At 62.6% G+C, this 15,496-nt stretch carries 18 protein-coding genes; 15 read left to right on the top strand and 3 right to left on the bottom strand.

The genetic code is table 11. The annotated features are described in order from the left end of the window. Positions 1 to 2: 2 nt before the first annotated feature. On the bottom strand, positions 3 to 758 hold the full coding sequence (locus AWC24_RS03380; RefSeq protein WP_085082076.1) for an SDR family NAD(P)-dependent oxidoreductase: 756 nt from the start codon (positions 756 to 758) through the stop codon (positions 3 to 5). A 616-nt stretch (positions 759 to 1,374) separates the two neighbouring features. On the opposite strand from AWC24_RS03380, the gene AWC24_RS03375 reads away from it, so the two are divergent. The 15 genes from AWC24_RS03375 to AWC24_RS03305 all read left to right on the top strand — a co-directional run bounded on the left by AWC24_RS03375 (position 1,375) and on the right by AWC24_RS03305 (position 14,502). Further along, on the top strand, positions 1,375 to 2,313 hold the full coding sequence (locus tag AWC24_RS03375; protein WP_085082075.1) for an MlaE family ABC transporter permease: 939 nt from the start codon (positions 1,375 to 1,377) through the stop codon (positions 2,311 to 2,313). Positions 2,314 to 2,366: 53 nt separating this feature from the next. Then, positions 2,367 to 3,185 carry an ABC transporter permease gene (locus AWC24_RS03370; protein WP_085082074.1) on the top strand — a complete coding sequence of 273 codons (819 nt, stop codon included), beginning with the start codon at positions 2,367 to 2,369 and terminating at the stop codon, positions 3,183 to 3,185. A gap of 8 nt (positions 3,186 to 3,193) precedes the next feature. Further along, a complete protein-coding gene (locus AWC24_RS03365; RefSeq protein WP_085082073.1) occupies positions 3,194 to 4,282 on the top strand; it encodes an MlaD family protein in 1,089 nt (362 codons plus the stop codon). Further along, positions 4,279 to 5,298, top strand: coding sequence for an MlaD family protein (locus tag AWC24_RS03360; protein WP_085082072.1), 1,020 nt, complete (start codon positions 4,279 to 4,281; stop codon positions 5,296 to 5,298). The genes AWC24_RS03365 and AWC24_RS03360 overlap by 4 nt, the downstream gene beginning before the upstream one ends. Continuing rightward, entirely contained in the window at positions 5,295 to 6,257 is a 963-nt protein-coding gene (locus AWC24_RS03355; protein ID WP_085082071.1) for an MlaD family protein, read from the top strand. The genes AWC24_RS03360 and AWC24_RS03355 overlap by 4 nt, the downstream gene beginning before the upstream one ends. Further along, positions 6,257 to 7,378 carry an MlaD family protein gene (locus tag AWC24_RS03350; RefSeq protein ID WP_085082127.1) on the top strand — a complete coding sequence of 374 codons (1,122 nt, stop codon included), beginning with the start codon at positions 6,257 to 6,259 and terminating at the stop codon, positions 7,376 to 7,378. The genes AWC24_RS03355 and AWC24_RS03350 overlap by 1 nt, the downstream gene beginning before the upstream one ends. Continuing rightward, the gene (locus AWC24_RS03345) at positions 7,375 to 8,370 is read left to right on the top strand and encodes an MlaD family protein (protein ID WP_174813674.1); all 996 of its coding nucleotides are present in this window, start codon (positions 7,375 to 7,377) and stop codon (positions 8,368 to 8,370) included. Before AWC24_RS03350 ends, AWC24_RS03345 begins: the two co-directional genes overlap by 4 nt. Continuing rightward, on the top strand, positions 8,367 to 9,323 hold the full coding sequence (locus tag AWC24_RS03340; protein WP_085082070.1) for an MlaD family protein: 957 nt from the start codon (positions 8,367 to 8,369) through the stop codon (positions 9,321 to 9,323). Before AWC24_RS03345 ends, AWC24_RS03340 begins: the two co-directional genes overlap by 4 nt. A gap of 40 nt (positions 9,324 to 9,363) precedes the next feature. Beyond that, a complete protein-coding gene (locus tag AWC24_RS03335; protein WP_085082069.1) occupies positions 9,364 to 10,005 on the top strand; it encodes a hypothetical protein in 642 nt (213 codons plus the stop codon). 65 nt (positions 10,006 to 10,070) lie between these two features. Continuing rightward, a complete protein-coding gene (locus AWC24_RS03330; protein WP_085082068.1) occupies positions 10,071 to 10,628 on the top strand; it encodes a hypothetical protein in 558 nt (185 codons plus the stop codon). Between the two features lie 25 nt (positions 10,629 to 10,653). After that, positions 10,654 to 11,112: a hypothetical protein gene (locus AWC24_RS03325; protein ID WP_234807240.1), complete on the top strand. Its 459-nt coding sequence runs from the start codon at positions 10,654 to 10,656 to the stop codon at positions 11,110 to 11,112. An 8-nt stretch (positions 11,113 to 11,120) separates the two neighbouring features. Beyond that, positions 11,121 to 11,519, top strand: coding sequence for a hypothetical protein (locus tag AWC24_RS03320; protein ID WP_085082121.1), 399 nt, complete (start codon positions 11,121 to 11,123; stop codon positions 11,517 to 11,519). A 30-nt stretch (positions 11,520 to 11,549) separates the two neighbouring features. Further along, positions 11,550 to 12,104, top strand: a complete 555-nt coding sequence (locus tag AWC24_RS03315) for a hypothetical protein (RefSeq protein ID WP_085082067.1) — start codon at positions 11,550 to 11,552, stop codon at positions 12,102 to 12,104. Between the two features lie 86 nt (positions 12,105 to 12,190). Continuing rightward, a complete protein-coding gene (locus AWC24_RS03310; RefSeq protein ID WP_207568299.1) occupies positions 12,191 to 13,192 on the top strand; it encodes a DUF7064 domain-containing protein in 1,002 nt (333 codons plus the stop codon). Continuing rightward, a complete protein-coding gene (locus AWC24_RS03305; RefSeq protein ID WP_085082066.1) occupies positions 13,189 to 14,502 on the top strand; it encodes a phosphotransferase family protein in 1,314 nt (437 codons plus the stop codon). The genes AWC24_RS03310 and AWC24_RS03305 overlap by 4 nt, the downstream gene beginning before the upstream one ends. Before the next feature lie 162 nt (positions 14,503 to 14,664). Here AWC24_RS03305 and AWC24_RS03300 read toward each other — a convergent pair whose 3' ends face one another. Both AWC24_RS03300 and AWC24_RS03295 read right to left on the bottom strand, forming a co-directional pair. Further along, a complete protein-coding gene (locus tag AWC24_RS03300; protein ID WP_163705532.1) occupies positions 14,665 to 14,982 on the bottom strand; it encodes an enoyl-CoA hydratase-related protein in 318 nt (105 codons plus the stop codon). A gap of 62 nt (positions 14,983 to 15,044) precedes the next feature. Further along, positions 15,045 to 15,496: integrase core domain-containing protein (locus AWC24_RS03295; RefSeq protein ID WP_133055690.1), on the bottom strand; the 452-nt coding region annotated here is incomplete at its 5' end.

The raw sequence follows: 15,496 nt of genomic DNA, 5'->3' as shown, positions 1-15,496 counted from the left end.
CGTCAACGGCCCGATGTCAACAGTTCTCCGCCGTCGATCGGCACCACCACGCCCGTCAGGTAGTCGGCCCGATCACTGCACAGAAAGCCCACCAAGTCGGCGATCTCCGCCGGATCACCCAGCCGGCCAAGCGGATTGATCGCAATGTCGTTCCTGGCCGTCCAAGCCATGATCGGGGCGACCATATCCGTGTTCGTCTTGCCCGGTGCCACGGTCAGCACCCGGATGCCGGCGCGTGCCCATTCCAGTGCCAGCACCTGCGTGAGCATTACCAATCCGGCCTTGCTGACGTTGTACGGAGCAAGACCGACCGAGGGATACATCGCCGCGGTGCTGGCGACATTGATCACGACACCACCGCTAGCGGGCATCAACTCCCTGACCCGGCACGCCAGAAACCACGGCGAGGTCAAGTTCAGCTCGATGACGGCCGCCCACTGTTGACGGCTGATGCGCTCGGCGCGCTTGGCCCCGGGCAACACACCGGCGTTGTTGACCAGAATGTCGACCACCGGGTGCCGGCGTTGGACTTCGTCTGCTAGCCGCGCCACGTCCGGAGGCAAGGTCAGATCCGCGGTGAACACCTCGTGTTCGAGGTCGCGGTTCGACAGCTGTGCCGCGACTTCATTCAGACGTTCCGTACTCCGGCCGACCAGCAGCACCCTTGCGCCGAGTTGGGCCAGCCGTACGCAGATCGCTGCTCCGATTCCCCGGCTGGCCCCGGTAACGAGAGCGGTTCGCCCACTCAGCGACTCCATCGGTAATGGTGGCGTCGTCACCGGGTGCCGGTCCACTTCTGCATGTGCGCGCCCAATGCGACTCCTACTCGTCAGCTGTAGCTCTTCCGCGACTTGGCCGGTCGTGAGACCCGCAGAACTCACGTCTGTCCTCCGCGCCCTGGACCGACTGCCAGGCCGGGCCAGGATAGCAACTATATCCTGACGGCGCTTGGTTAACTTGGCGTCCGGACACGACTCCGCATCGTGTGTGGACGGCCGAGCGAGGCCGCGCGCCTGGTTCGCGCAAGCCAAGGCGAAGCCGGTTTCCCTGAGGCGCGAGGGCGCAACTATCCGGCCCCCGGTGAATGCATCCCGCGGACTTCATCGTCCCAGGTTGAGGCGTAATACGCGCTCGGCACGGCATTCGTCGGCCCGGGCGCCGGGTCGGGCGGTATCACCCGCTTTCAGCCCGGTGTCTTGGCGGCAGACTGCGCAGCCCGGGCCGGTGCGAGCCCGTCGCGAAAACCCCGGCGCGATGCCCCGCCGAAAAATCTCTGACAGAAAGCTCCAATAACCGGACAGCGTTTGATACTGTGACGCACTGAACACGCCCGTCCGGTGACTGGCCTCACAACGAAATGTAGAAGGACCCGGCATGACAACGCTGCGGACAAGGCCCGAGGTCGATAGCTCAGAAGCGCCGCCAAGCCCGATCGGTCAGGACTCTTCTGGCGACCAGGTCAGGCGCCAGGGCGCCCCTGACGCCCTGACGATGACCCGAGTCCGTGCCGTCAAGATGCTGTCGCGTATCGCCGAAATTCCCTATCGGAGCGCCGACACCACAGGGCGCGGTGTCCTCTTGGCGGCTTCGATGGTGAGGTACGCGGTGACGGACACGATTTCACTGAAGCTTTCGTTCGGTGAGGTGATCGTCCAGGCGTGGACCTTGCTCAAGGTGACGGCGCTGCCGGCTGTTTTGATGGCAATACCGTTCGGCGCGATGGTGGCTGTGCAGATATCCGGTCTGGTCAACGAAGTCGGCGCCAACTCACTCGTCGGGTCGGCGACCGGTGTTGCCGTTCTACGGCAAGGAGCGCCGGTGACCGCCGGACTGTTGATGGGTGGCGCAGCCGCCTCCGCCATCACCTCCGACTTCGGTGCGCGAGCCATTCGTGAGGAACTCGATGCCCTCCGGGCTCTGGGGGTCGATCCGGTCCGACGGCTGGTCGTCCCCCGTTTCCTGGCGCTCCTTATGATCACTCCGATCCTGGTCGTCCTGGTGCTGGCCATGGGGGTGGGCGCCGCGTTCCTAATTGCGACCATGGTCAATGGCGTAACTCCCGGCAGCTTCTGGCTATCTTTCGGGGCGTTCGCGAAGATGGTCGACCTCTGGTTCACCATGGGCAAAGGCTTCTGTTTCGCTGCGATCGTCGCGGTGATCTCGTCACAGCGTGGTATGGAGGCCAAGGGCGGGCCGCGAGGCGTCGCAGACGCTGTCAACGCGTCGGTGGTGCTTAACGTACTTCTCATCGTGGTCGTCAATCTCGGGATCACCCAGGTGCAGTCGATGTTCTTCCCGATGGCGGTTGCATAGTGACGCAACTAGCTCAACGTGGTGCCGCCGCGCCGTCCACCAGGTTCGGACCCATGCTGTTGTTGAAACGGCAGGCGCAGGAACCCTTCCGGCAGGCGGGTCAATGGGCGACCTTTGTTGCGCAGACGATTTGGTTGCTGCCGACCACGCTACGCAAGTACCGGCGCGAAACAGCACGGGTGATGAACAACTTGGCGTGGGGCCGGGGCTCGATCATCGTTGACGGCGGAGTGATCAGCGTGTTGCTGATTCTCGGAGTCACTGTCGGAGGAATCGTAGCCATCGAGGCCTTCGCCACCCTCGATCTGATCGGTCTCGGCGCCTTGACCGGAATCATCGGCGGCTGGGGCAATGTCCGCGAAATGGCGCCGCTGGTTGCCGGTGTGGCCTTCGCCGCTCAAGCGGGCTGCCGGATGACCGCTGAGATCGGATCCATGCGGATAGCCGAAGAGATCGATGCCACTGAAGCGATGGGCCTGCGAGCAATCCCATACGTAGTCGGTACCCGCGTGATCGGCGGATTGATGTGCATCATTCCCGGCTTTGTGATGACACTCGCCCTGAGCTTCTTCACGGTGAATCTCATCGTCCAGAACCTGTACAACCAGCCGGTTGGCACCTATAACCACTATTTCGTCGAGTTTCTCACCCCACAGGACATCGCCTTCTCGGTGCTGAAAGCGACGATCTACTGCACAGCGGTAACGATCATCCACTGCTACTACGGCTTTTTCGCGTCCGGGGGCCCCGTGGGAGTAGGTCAGGCGTCCGGCCGGGCCATTCGTGCAAGCCTGGTGACGATCATGGTTCTCGATCTCACGACGACGATCATGATGTGGGGCCTGCGACCAGAATTCGTGTTCAAGGGGTAGTGCAGACAATGCTATTCCTCACCTCCGCAGAAGAAGAGGCCCGCAGGCTGACCAGCATCGGCCTGGCGGTTATTTCATGCTTCGCCATCGTGTGCACCCTGGTGGTGACAAATCCGTTCGCCCGCAAGAGTGACCACATCTCTGTCGTCATGGATATGCCGTTCGTCGGCCAAGGCGTGGCCACGAACACCCCGCTGATGCTGCACGGTGTCACGGTCGGGAAAGTCACGGACGTCCGAAGTATGCGAAACGGCACCGTTCGGGTCAACGCCAATCTGCAGGCCGCCCCCGCCGCGGGTTTGACCGACAGGATGGGTGTCGATTTTCGCCCCGCGAACTACTTCGGTGTCACGGGGATCAACCTGATTCCGGACGGGTCAGGTGCGCCTTTACGCGACGATGCGCACATCAGCACTGTGCCACAAGGGAACTTCACATTGCAGGCGTTGCTGACCCGCATGGGATCGATCACCGGGAACGTGATCACCCCTCAACTAGTCGACGTCATCAACAAGGCGACCCGGTACACCGACGGGCTCAACCCATTGATCGAGGCGATTCTGATCGCGGCGGATTCGGTGGACAAGGTCCAGACGGTGTCCACCGAACGATTGCTGCGGAATACAACGGGAATCAGCGTGGTCTTCCCGGCCTTCACCGACGCCGCCACCGCTGCCGGCCACGGTTTCAACCAGGGTTCGAGCGCCACCACGTTCAAAGTGTCCAGTGAACAAACCCTGCCCGGACAAGAACTGGCCGCCGTCATCGGGGAACCGGTCTCGGAGGAGTACTGGAGCCAGCGAGTCATACCGACGCTGGAGGTCGTGGCGAACTCCCTGTTCGGCGCGGTCGGAAAGCTGGAATCTTCGCACGCCACCGATTTGCTTCCCGCGATCAAGCTGACGCAGTCGCTCACCGATACGGTGCCCGCGCTGCTGACACCCGTCGGTATCAACGACACGTTGGTAGAGCTGCGCAGCCGCTTCGAGAATCTTTATGCCGGTTCGCCCGAACAACGCGCGATGCAGGTAGAGATCGTGCTCGATCAAATCCCTGGCGTGCAGGCCCCCGTTAACGCGTTTGGAGGAGCGCCGTGATCAAACCCCGCGCCGCCTTATGGCGATTCGTGGTGGCCAGCGCACTTGCCTTTCTGGTGTTCATCCTGATCGTGAACGTGCTGCGCCAACCACTTGCCGACGAAACACGCTCGTATACCGCGGAGTTCACCGACGTGTCCGGCCTGCGCCCGGATGCGGATGTGCGCATTCGAGGGGTTCGGGTCGGCAAGGTCAAAGGGTTGCAACTGGAGCACAAAGCAGGCCAAGACATCGCGGTGGTCGACCTCAGCCTCGACAAGCATTACTCAGTGGTGGCGGCGACCCGGCTGGCCATCAAGTACCAGGCGCTCACCGGCTTGCGGTACATTGATGTGACCAACGCTGACGAGCGATCTGCAAAGCAGGGAGCCGAGCGAGTTTCGCTCACACACATCCCCGTGAGCATGACACAGCCATCCTTCGACATAACATCGCTGTTCAACGGGCTGCAACCGGTGCTTGCGACACTGAGCCCCGAGGATATCGACCGCTTCACAGAGAACGCCGCCAACTACCTGCAGGGCGACGGCGACGGAATCGGGCCGGTACTGGACAGCATCCGAAAGCTCACCGAGTTCACCTCAAACCGGCAGCAGGTGGTGGCGACGTTGATGCAGAACCTCAGCTCGATCTCTGACACGTTCGGCGGCCATGCAAAAGAGCTTGTGCAGGTGATCGACTGGCTGAATCGGCCATTCGATGCGGCGCTTACGGTACTGGACGAGTTCCGGAAGTCTGATCTTTACGGCCCCCTCTACACCGGTCATGTCGTACGGCTCCTCGCGAATGCGGGTTTCACGCCGGGAAAGGCAGATCTTGACGAAGGTCTCGACCGTGCCATCACCGCGTTCTACGACTTCAGCGACGAAATCAAGCGGGTGCCGGTCGTGTGGGACAGTGTCCAGCCGCCGGCCGAGCCGGACTCGCCGCTTCCGTGCGCGAAGGGCCAGGCGCAGTTGCCGGAGTCCATGGACATCCTCCTGAACGGGCAGCGGGTGATCGTGTGCAATCGTTGAAATTCACTAGAACCCCGGCACTTTGGGGTGTCATCGCACTGGCCCTCGTGGCAGCGCTGGCGGTGACGGCCGCCGCGGTCTACGTCCGTCCGCCGGGGCAGCAGACGGTAGTCTTCTACACCGACGATGCCGCGGCTGTCCGGCGGGGCGACGATGTGCGAATGGCCGGAATCTCTGTCGGGAGGGTCGACGGTCTGGCGCTTGAGGCGGATCAGGTGAAGGTCCGCGTAACCGTGGACGCAGACGCGTTCGTCGGAGACCAGTCACAGGTTGAGGTTCGCATGCTCACCGTCGTCGGCGGCTACTACGTGAATTTGGTATCACTCGGTGATACGCCGTTGGGAAATAACGCTATTCCGGTTTCCCATGTCACCATGCCGTACAGCCTGATGCGTGCCCTCGCCGATACGACGAAGGTGTCCGAGCATATGAACGCCCGGCCGGTACGTGAGTCGCTGGACCAGCTGCAGGCGGGACTGCAGGGAACGAATCTCGATGCTGTGACAGCGATGATCGATGCCGGGAACTCGTTGACCGCCACGATAGACCGGCAGCGCGGCCAGATCTCGCAGATTCTCAGCCTCTCCGATGAGTACATCGCCGAGTTGAAGAACTATCGAGGAAAGCTACATGAACTTGTCTCCAAGATCGCGATCGTCGAACAGACGCTTGTCCTCTACGGGAAGGGATTCAGCCAAGCGCTGAAGGGCCTAGGCGAGGTCGCCGATGCGATCCTGGTCCCGTATGGCAAGTTCTGGGTCAACCACCGTGAGGACTTCATCCAGAAGATCCGCGAATGGGAGGATCGGATCACCAGGTGGGTTGAGCACAACAGCCGAATCGTCCCGAGGCTGCGGCGGGTACGGGACAAGATCGAGCGTGTCCTCGACGCACAGAACGCGCGCCCGGAATTGCTCGCCACCGACGTGTGCATCCCGATGCCGGGAAGTCCGTGCTGATGGCTACGACAACCCTTCGCCGAGCGTTCCGCACCGGTGTCGCGGCAACGCTGACCGCGGCCATCGCCGGTTCGGCGGTAGGGTGCGCACCCGAGAAGCAACGGGACTCCGCCTTCTGCGCACACCTACCCGACACGGTCGGACTCTACGTGGGCAATCCGGTTACGCAGTTGGGGTATCCCATCGGAGCGATCACCGCCATTCAGCCGGAACCGACCCGCGTTCGTGTCGAGTTCTCGATCACCGAGCAGCGGACATTGCCGAGCGATGTCAAGGCGATCATCAGATCGCCATCCATCCTGGCCGACCGCTCGATGGAGATGGTCGGCAACTATGCCGGGGGGCAACGCCTGGAGCCCGGGTACTGCGTCCCGCTCGAACGGACCATCTCACCAAAGACCCTTTCTGAAGTGATCGGCTCGGCCAACACATTCCTCAACGAAATCAACTCGGCCGGTTCGGAGAACATCGCCGACACCATCCGCGGGATGGATCGCCTGGCCCAAGGCAACGGCGCGGGAGCCGGCCGGCTGTTGACGACGTCCTCCGCCCTGCTCGACAGCCCCGACCAGGCGATCAGTGACATCGGCTCGATCATCCGAAACACCGCTACGCTCACCACGGCGTTGACAGAGATGCGGGATCCGCTGAAGGAGATCCTGCAGGATTCCCTCATCACCAGCGGCGACTTGGTCGTGGCGGTGGACGGCGGCGCACGCCTCGCTGGGGGCAGGGGAATTGGACTCGGAAGCCTCGGTCCCCTAGTCGAAACGGTCGCTGTCATGGAAACAAGGCTCGGCGAGCCGACCCAGATCGCGCTGGACGCGGTGAGCACCGCGGTCCGAAAGGTCACCCCCCACTCACAGGCCCTTGCCGACCTTTTCAACCCGGTGCCATGGTGGATCAACACCTTGGCGAACCATGTCAATGCCAAAGAGTGGGGGACCTTCAATATCGCCTATCGGCCACCGCTTTTCCGGGTTCCCACCCACGACGGGCTCGCGCTGTGCGGTTCCATGAACGCGTCGATGCCCGGCAGTTGCGCAGACGTGAACGGCCAACCCTACGCCGTCGATGTCGCGTTGCTCCAGTACGTTCTCCAGGAAGCGAGCAAGCGATGAGCCCGCGGATGTGGTTTCCGGCCATTGTCGGAGCTGTTGCGGTGGCGGTGTCGTCGTGCGCGTCGATCACGGTCAATTCATTGCCACAACCCGGGGGCCGTGGCAATGACGGCTACAGCATCATCCTGGAATTCGCCAACGTGCTCAGCCTGCCTGACCGGGCGAAGGTGGTACAAGACGGCACGACCGTCGGGATGATCACCCGTGTTGATCTGCGGAACGACCATGTCGACGTCGTCTCGCAGATCGATCCGGGCGTCACAGTGCCATCCAATATCCTGGCGACGCTGCAGCAATCCACCGTGCTCGGCGACACGTACGTCGCACTCGAGCGTCCTACGACGGGTGACGCGGCTCCCGGATTGACCGCCGGCGGCCGAGTTCCGTTGGCACAAACGACGTCACCTCCGCAACTGGAGGACACGCTCGCCAATCTGGCGAATTTCGTCGGCAGTGGTGCCATTCAACGAGCCCAGAACACGATCATCGCCGTCAACAACGTGACACCTTCGCAGCACGGTGAACTGCGCAGCCTGGTGAGCCGGGTTTCGGTCGACCTCGGCGATCTGGCCAACAACATCGACACGGTCGACAAATGGCTGCACGGTGTGTCGGGTACCGCCGAGGTGATGGTCCGCAACCGTGAGACGTATGAGTATTGGTGGTCACCGACAGGGATGATCGGCTGGGACCGAAATACGCAGATGTCAAGCTATATCGGATCCGTGCTGCCCTCGGTTGGGAGTATCTACTCCGGCGGCTTCTGGCTTGAGCCGCTGCTGAATTCTCTCGCGGACGTCACCGGTGCGCTGCAGCAAAGCAAATGGGATTTCGAAGCCGAAGCACCGCGGTGGCGCGAGTTGTTCGCGGACTACTTCTATCCCGTCGACAAGCGTCCGGCCATCAACATCACTTCGATAACCGGACCGGACGGCCGCGAAATGATCGACAACGTCCAGGACGTGCTTCGGATACTGGGAGCGGCGCCATGAGAATCGCAAAGAACATCGCGTCCGTCACGCTCTTTGCGCTTCTCATCGCGATCGGTAGCGCGTACATCGCATCTTTCGACCTGCACACCCGCGCACCCGACAACCGCACCAATCTGTCGATGGAAGTCCCTGACGTCAAAGGCCTTGTCGTCGGGTCGAGCGTGCTGCTGCGCGGTGCGTCCGTCGGAAAGGTCACCGGGGTGTCGTCATCGACGACCAACGCCACCATCGACTTCTACGTCGAAGCTGATCACCAGATCCCGATCGACAGTGACGTACGACTCGACAATCTGTCCGCACTCGGCGAGGCCTACGTCGGATTCCTACCGCGGACGGCGCAGGGACCGATGCTGACCGACGGCCAGCGGATCTCGACGGAATCGATAATTGTTCCGCCGTCGATATCACAACTGGCCACAACCGTGGTGCGGATGCTCAATCAGATGGATCCGGATCAACTCAAGCGGATTCTTGACGAGAGCGACGCGGCACTGCCCGAACCGACGCAGGTGCTGCCGAACTTATCGCGAGCGAGCCTGCTGAACCGGAACATGGTGGTGGGCATGGATGGCACCGGAAAGGAAGTGCTGGGTAACTTCCAAACGCTGCTGCAAAATGCCGACTGGGTCGGGCCCCATCTGAGTCAGCTGACCCCGCATCTGTGGGACTTCAGCCCTACCATATCGGATTTGTGGGTGGGGACGATGAACACCGTTGTGTGGAACAATCCCGAAAATATGGTCCTGTTCGGTAACTTCCTGGACCGAATACAGGTGTTCCTGGATACCAGGGCGCCGGACCTTCAGGTGATAACCCGGACGCTGATACCACAATTCCAGGGCATCAGCGGCGCACTCATGAATTTCGATACCGGCCAGATTCTGTCGAATGTGCTGTCCGGGATACCAGAGGAAGGGGCGATAAAACTTCATGTCACCATCCCTGACCGTTAGGTTGAGGCGGTCACCGCAGACTGCCGAAAGCGAGAAACCGATGTCCGACAAGGATTCAGAAGACCAGCTCGACGACACGGAGTCCTCCGAGACCGAGACCGAGACCGAGACCGAAGAACGCCTCTCGGGTGCACCGGAGAAGGTCTCACGCCAGGTCACGCTGTCGCTGCGTAGCGTTGTCAACGCGGCCGTGATCGCCCTCTTGGCCGTCACCGCAGGCGTGTTCGGGTGGCTGTACCTGGGCGCCCGGCACGAACTCGATGAGCAGGCACAGGAGGCGGCCGCCAGGGAACGAGCACAACAGATCGCCACTGACTACGCGGTGAACGCCGCGGAGATGGACTACCAAGATTTCAACGGGTGGACCGTCAAGCTCGTCGATGGAACGTCGCCCGAATTGAAGGAGAAGCTGACTAAAGCTGCCGAGTCCATGGAACAGCTATTGGCGCCCATGCAATGGAAATCGACAGCGCGGCCACTGTCTTCGATTGTCAAATCGGATTCGAATGGCGTATATATCGTCGACGCATTCGTCAGTGTTCTCACTAAGACGTTGCAAGCACCCGATGGCCTGCAGTCCACCGCAACGTACAGCATCACGATCGACAGCCGGAACAATTGGCTGATCACCGACGTGGGCGGGATTGATGCCGCGCTGGGCAGAAATGGCGGCGACAAATGAGAGCCCCCAGGTGCGGTGGCCGGGCGGTCGCGGGCCTCGTCTTGACCGCATTGTGTGGCGCGGTCATGGGCGGTGGGCAGGCCGGCGCCGATCCGTATGAACCGTACGATCCCGCAACCCACTTCGATCAGCCCCAGCCACTGCCGGCGGTGACGCCGGCACCCGCCGGCTGGCAGCCGAAATTTCCCCCTCCCTTCGACAGAACGCGACAGTTCGTCACGGACGCCGATATCAACGCAGAGCGGGAGATGTGCGGATGGTACAACGCTCAGTACAAAGTGATCCAACGGCATATCGCCGGGCTCAACAATGCCGTCATTCGGGCTAACGGTGACTGGAATTCCGATGAGATTCCGCAGCATGCCGATATCGTCGCGGCCAACCTCGACCAGTCCGTCGCCTTCTTGGCCCCGCGCATCGGGGCCCTCACCCGAAGTGCCGACCGTGCCGGCGACATGTACTTCCCGCTGTACCAGGGCGATAGCTTCCATGGCCTGTGGCAGCAGATGTCCAACGTCAGCAACGGAATCAAGGCTCGTCAGCCGACTTGGTTCAGCGGCCCGTCCTATCACCAGATGCAGTTCTGGGGGAGCAAGATCAAGCGCTCCCGGGCCTGCGTCTGATCACCGAGCCGAGAAGGAGAAACTCTTGCCGAGGGCACGTACCGTTGCGGCTTTCGCACTGGTTTTTGCCGCATGCGCTCTGCGGGCGGTGCCTGCCGGGGCTGATCCATCGCCGGCGGTCGGCCAGGCCGTGGCCGAGGTCCGAGGGGCTTCGGCATGCGGTCCGCTGAATTACAGTCCGGAGCTTGAGCGTGCGGCCGAGATCATCAATCGCTCTACGGCTGCCTACCTCGACCACAGCGGGGCGAACGTTCCCGCCGACGACCCGCATCCGATGCCGATCATCAGCGAACTCGGCATCGAAGCGACCAACGTCCATTCGCTTCAGGGCGCCGGCCGAGATGAAGCCGATGCCATCAGGGGTCTGTTGCTGCAGGGCTATCAAACGATCCCGGACTGCTCCTACACCGAATTCGGTGCAACTCAACTCTACGAACCGCAGTCCGGCCGCGTCCTCGCCGTCGCACTGCTGATCCAGAAGTGAGCGCTGATATGACGACATTGAAGACGCGTGTATCGCGCGCGGCGGCGGTGAGTCTGGCAACGAGTTGCCTTCCGGTAGTGCTCTATCCGCCGATAGCCTGGGCCGACGATGTCGTTACCTACGAGGTGTTCTCAGATACGGTCCGCGTCGCAAACGTCGAGTACCAGACCAGTGCCGGGCGGATGGCCGTGGAATCCGTCGCGCTCCCATGGCGGATGGACACTCCGGTGCAGTCCGTTTCCGGCCCACCGCCAGACGGCAGCCAGGTGCGAGCCGATTGGCGGCCCGTTGCCGCTCCGAGGCGATGGGTATCTGTGCGAATCATCCACCAGGACAAGGTCATCTGCCAGAACACCCTCGACATCGGTAACGCCACCTGCTATGGCATCACCCGCCGTATTACCTAGCCCCAGAATGATTCAGATTGGAACCAGGTCGTGAACCTTCTCTACTTCGCACCAGCGGCCATCATTGCTGCGGTACTGGGCAATCCTGTTGCGGCCCGGGCTGAACCTCCCCACCCGGAGGCAGTCATCGATCCGTTCCCCGATATCCGGTATTACGACATCGTCGATGCTGAGCCGTATGTCCTTCCCGGCGGGGTGTGGTTTACCACCCCGGGCGGACAGAATTGCGGTATCTGGGGTCGGGGAAACTTCGGCTGCTCCGGCGACATTCCCGGCGCTCCGGACGGCGTGCGGCACATCGGTTGGGTCAACGGGGACCGTGCTGTCCACTACGACTGGTCGATGGCGGCCCGGTTTCCGGCGACCCGGGCCGTGACGCCGCTTCCCGCGCACGCCAAGATCATCCACGAGGGGACCAGCTGCGCCGTGACAGTCGACGGCAGAGCTTACTGCGAACGAGGCCCGCTGCGCTTCGTCATGGAGCCCAGCAAGACTTGGCTGTCGGCGGGTTGGACGGACTTGAGTTGGATGGAGCGCGGCCCGGCCTCCTGCAGCCCGCCCGGCGGAGGAGCCTGCTACAGCTGAACCCAGAAGGGCCGCGGTAGCAGCAGGAGCAATCAGGCTATCCGGCGCGGTATTTCACGATATGAGAACACGGAAGAGGAGTTTTTGTGACCACATCGGTTGAGCCGTTCTCGGCGGACGATGAGATGCCCCACCCCATTGGGGCGGACCCGCTATGGCAGGAGAGTGTGTTCCTGCTCTGGTGGGATCGCGCTGCCGGCATCGGCGGCATCCACCGCATCGGTCACGAGCCGGGCCACGGTATCTCCACCAGTTGGGTCGGCATCCACACGCGTGACGGTGAGAGTTTTTGCCAGCACCTGAACCTGCCTTTCACTGAAGCCGATCGCACCGGCACGGCCTTCCGGGTCGGCGATCAGTATGAGGCCGACTTCGCGGAAGGAAAGGCGCGGTGGACCATTGAGGAGACCGACTGCGAGATGGAGTTGGTCGTCACCGACTACACGCCACGATTCGACCTGTTCCGAGCGGGCGGCACCGTCACCGACGACTTTGCGCCGGGACACCTCGAAGCGGCCGGCCGGGTTCGCGGGTCGATTCGGCTCGGCGAGAAGCGGTACGAAATCGACGGGCTGTGCTACCGCGACCACAGTTGGGGAAAGCGCGACTGGGCCACCCTATTGAGCCACCGGTGGATCGCCGGCACCTGCGGGCCGGAACTGACCTTCAACGCGGCTTCGTGGCACGGCGTAGACGGTTCACTGCGCAGCTTCGGCATCGTCGCCCGCGATGGTGTAGTCACCCACGCGGACACGGTGGACATCCTGGTGTTCATGGAGACGGACGCGATGACCCACCGCGGCGGTGTCGTCGCGTTCGAACTGCCTGGCGGCGAAACCATCCGAATCGACATCGGGCCGCCCATCGGCGGTGGGCTGACCACACACAACGGTGTGGCCTGTGTCGATGAGCTATGCGAGTTCGAGTACGGGGGGAGCCCCGGCTTCTGCGACTTCGAGATCACCACCAATCCGCGCGGAGGCAGTGACCCGGTCAGTGCGCTGGTACGCGCGACGATGGAGAAAGGACTCTCACGGCGCGAGTGGTCCACCGGCCAGCTGTTGAGCCCGTTCGGAGTGGACGCATGAGCGGCCCCGGTCACGTCACCGCAGTCGACCGCCACTGCGCGCGTGCGTACTTGATCAACGTCGCCGACACGTTGGAACACGCCATCATTCCCGCACTCGAAGGCTCCGAGCTGAGTCGCGCGCGTGACTGCGTGACCATCGTTGCAAGACTGGCGTCGCGGCTGACGGCACCAAACGACGGGGCTCAACAGTCTCTGCAGCGGCTTGCTGGTCTCGACTCGCTGACCCGTGACGCTGTCGAGGCCGATGGTGCTGTGTTCGACGCCGAAGAAGCCGCGGTGACCGAAGTACGCAGCGGGGTGGCCACACCCGTGGACGGCGGACAACGCCGCTTCGACCCTGCAGCCCTCGAAACCTACCTGCGCGCGCACCCGCTCGGAGGCGATGCGACAACCATCGTGGAGTCACAGCCGCTCACCGGAGGACGTTCCAAGCAGACCGTGCTGCTCAGGCAGCGGGGCGCCGCATCACTCCCCGAACACCTTGTGCTGCGCCAGGACTGGGATGGATCGGTTGTGGGCACGTCAGTAAAGCCGGAGTTCGAAGTGCTGCGGCACACACACGCGGCCGGCCTGCGCGTGCCGGAGCCATACCTACTCGAGCCCTCTGATGGGCCGCTCGGCGCACCGTTCCTTCTGGTCGGCCGCATCGAAGGCCACATCGAAGGCGACGTGTTCGATCCGCCCGCATCCGAAACGCTGGCGTTGCAGTTCGCCGAACAACTCGGCCGCCAGCACGCGATCGGTGACAAGCCTTTCGAGCGCTTGCCGGGCATTGTCGAGCGCAGCTTCGCACCTGACCAGTTGGACAGCGAGCTCGACGGTTTCGAAGCGATCATCACGAAACTCGGTGAACCGAACACCACCATCACCGCGGCGCTGGATTGGACGCGTCGCCACATCGCTGACATCGCGGGCCCGCGCGTGCTGGTCCACGGAGATCTGGGCTTTCACAACTTCCTGGTGCACAACGGCGACCTCGTCGGCGTACTGGACTGGGAGCTGGCGCACCTGGGCCATCCCGCTGAAGATCTCGGATACGTCCGGGGCTGGATGCGAAAGATGTTGCCGTGGGACCGCTTTATCGCGGCCTACCACCAGGCGGGCGGTCCGAACTCAGCGCAGGTCGACGTGGATTTCTATACGCTGTGGGCGAGCCTGAGGCTCTATTCCATGCTGCTGCAGGCACGCGTGGCCATCGTCTCGGGGGCTCTGCTCGACAGTGAAGTGACCGTCTGCGTCGTGGACTACGTCCCGAAACTACTGCATCAGACATCGGTCGCGCTGCGGGAGATTCTCGCCCACCGCTGATCCGTTACATCAGCCCTTGGCCGGCGCGGTCGCCTGTTGTTGGCCGCGCCGGTCAGGCGCCCGGAATGCCACCGGCTTGAGGAGGACGGCCACCACCCTGGCGGACTTGCCGCGACCTGTTGGCTGAAGCCGTTGTCGCCAAGCCTTGTTCCGCGTTGGCGGTCAGCGCGCGAACGCCTCGACTATGTTGCGATAGGCGTCGTTCTGGCCGGCGCCGGACATCAGTTCGGTCAGAATCTTGCTGTCCAGGGCGAGTCGGGTATTCACCGACGTAGCGGTGTCGTCCCTCAAGAGGCGCTTTATCGCCAACAACGCGGCGCGGGGCTTGGTGCTCAGCACGGACAGTCGATGCGCTACCAAGGACTCCAAATCGGTTGCCGTCGGGACTACTTCGTTGACGAAACCGGCAGCCTGAGCTTCCGCGGCGCTGAAGGGCTCACCGAACAGCATCGCTTGCGCGGCGCGCTGGTACCCGATCAACTGTGGCAGCAGAAGCGTTGACGCTGCCTCCGGTGAGGGGGACCCGTTTGGTGGTCCAGTCGCTATGCGGCTTGGGGTTGGTGGGTCGAGGTCCACTGTAAGGCGAACTCGGCAGGGCTGAGTCCGTGGTGGGCCGAATGCGGTCTGTTGGCGTTGTAGTCGATCCTCCAATCCTCGATGATCACCCGGGCTTCCAACAGCGAGTCGAAGCGCCAGGAGTTGAGCAGCTCATCTCGCAGGCGGCCGTTGAATGACTCGATCCAGGCGTTCTGCCAAGGTGATCCGGGATCAATGAACAGTGAGCCGGTGCCGTTGAACCGGCACCAGTCGTTGACCGCATGGGCGACGAACTCCGGGCCGTTGTCGAACCGCACGTAGTGCGGAGCCCCGTAGGTCAGAGCCAATTGATCGAGGATGTCGACGACGCCATCAGCGTTGATGGCGCGGTCGACGTGGATCGCCAGGGCTTCGCGGGTGAATTCGTCGATGACGTTCAGCATCTTGATGGTGCGCC

It is taken from the genome of Mycolicibacter senuensis (assembly GCF_002101885.1).
Taxonomy (GTDB): Bacteria; Actinomycetota; Actinomycetes; order Mycobacteriales; family Mycobacteriaceae; genus Mycobacterium; species Mycobacterium senuense.
The sequence above is the reverse complement of the archived record's forward strand: the minus strand, read 5'-3'. Positions and strand labels throughout refer to the sequence as shown.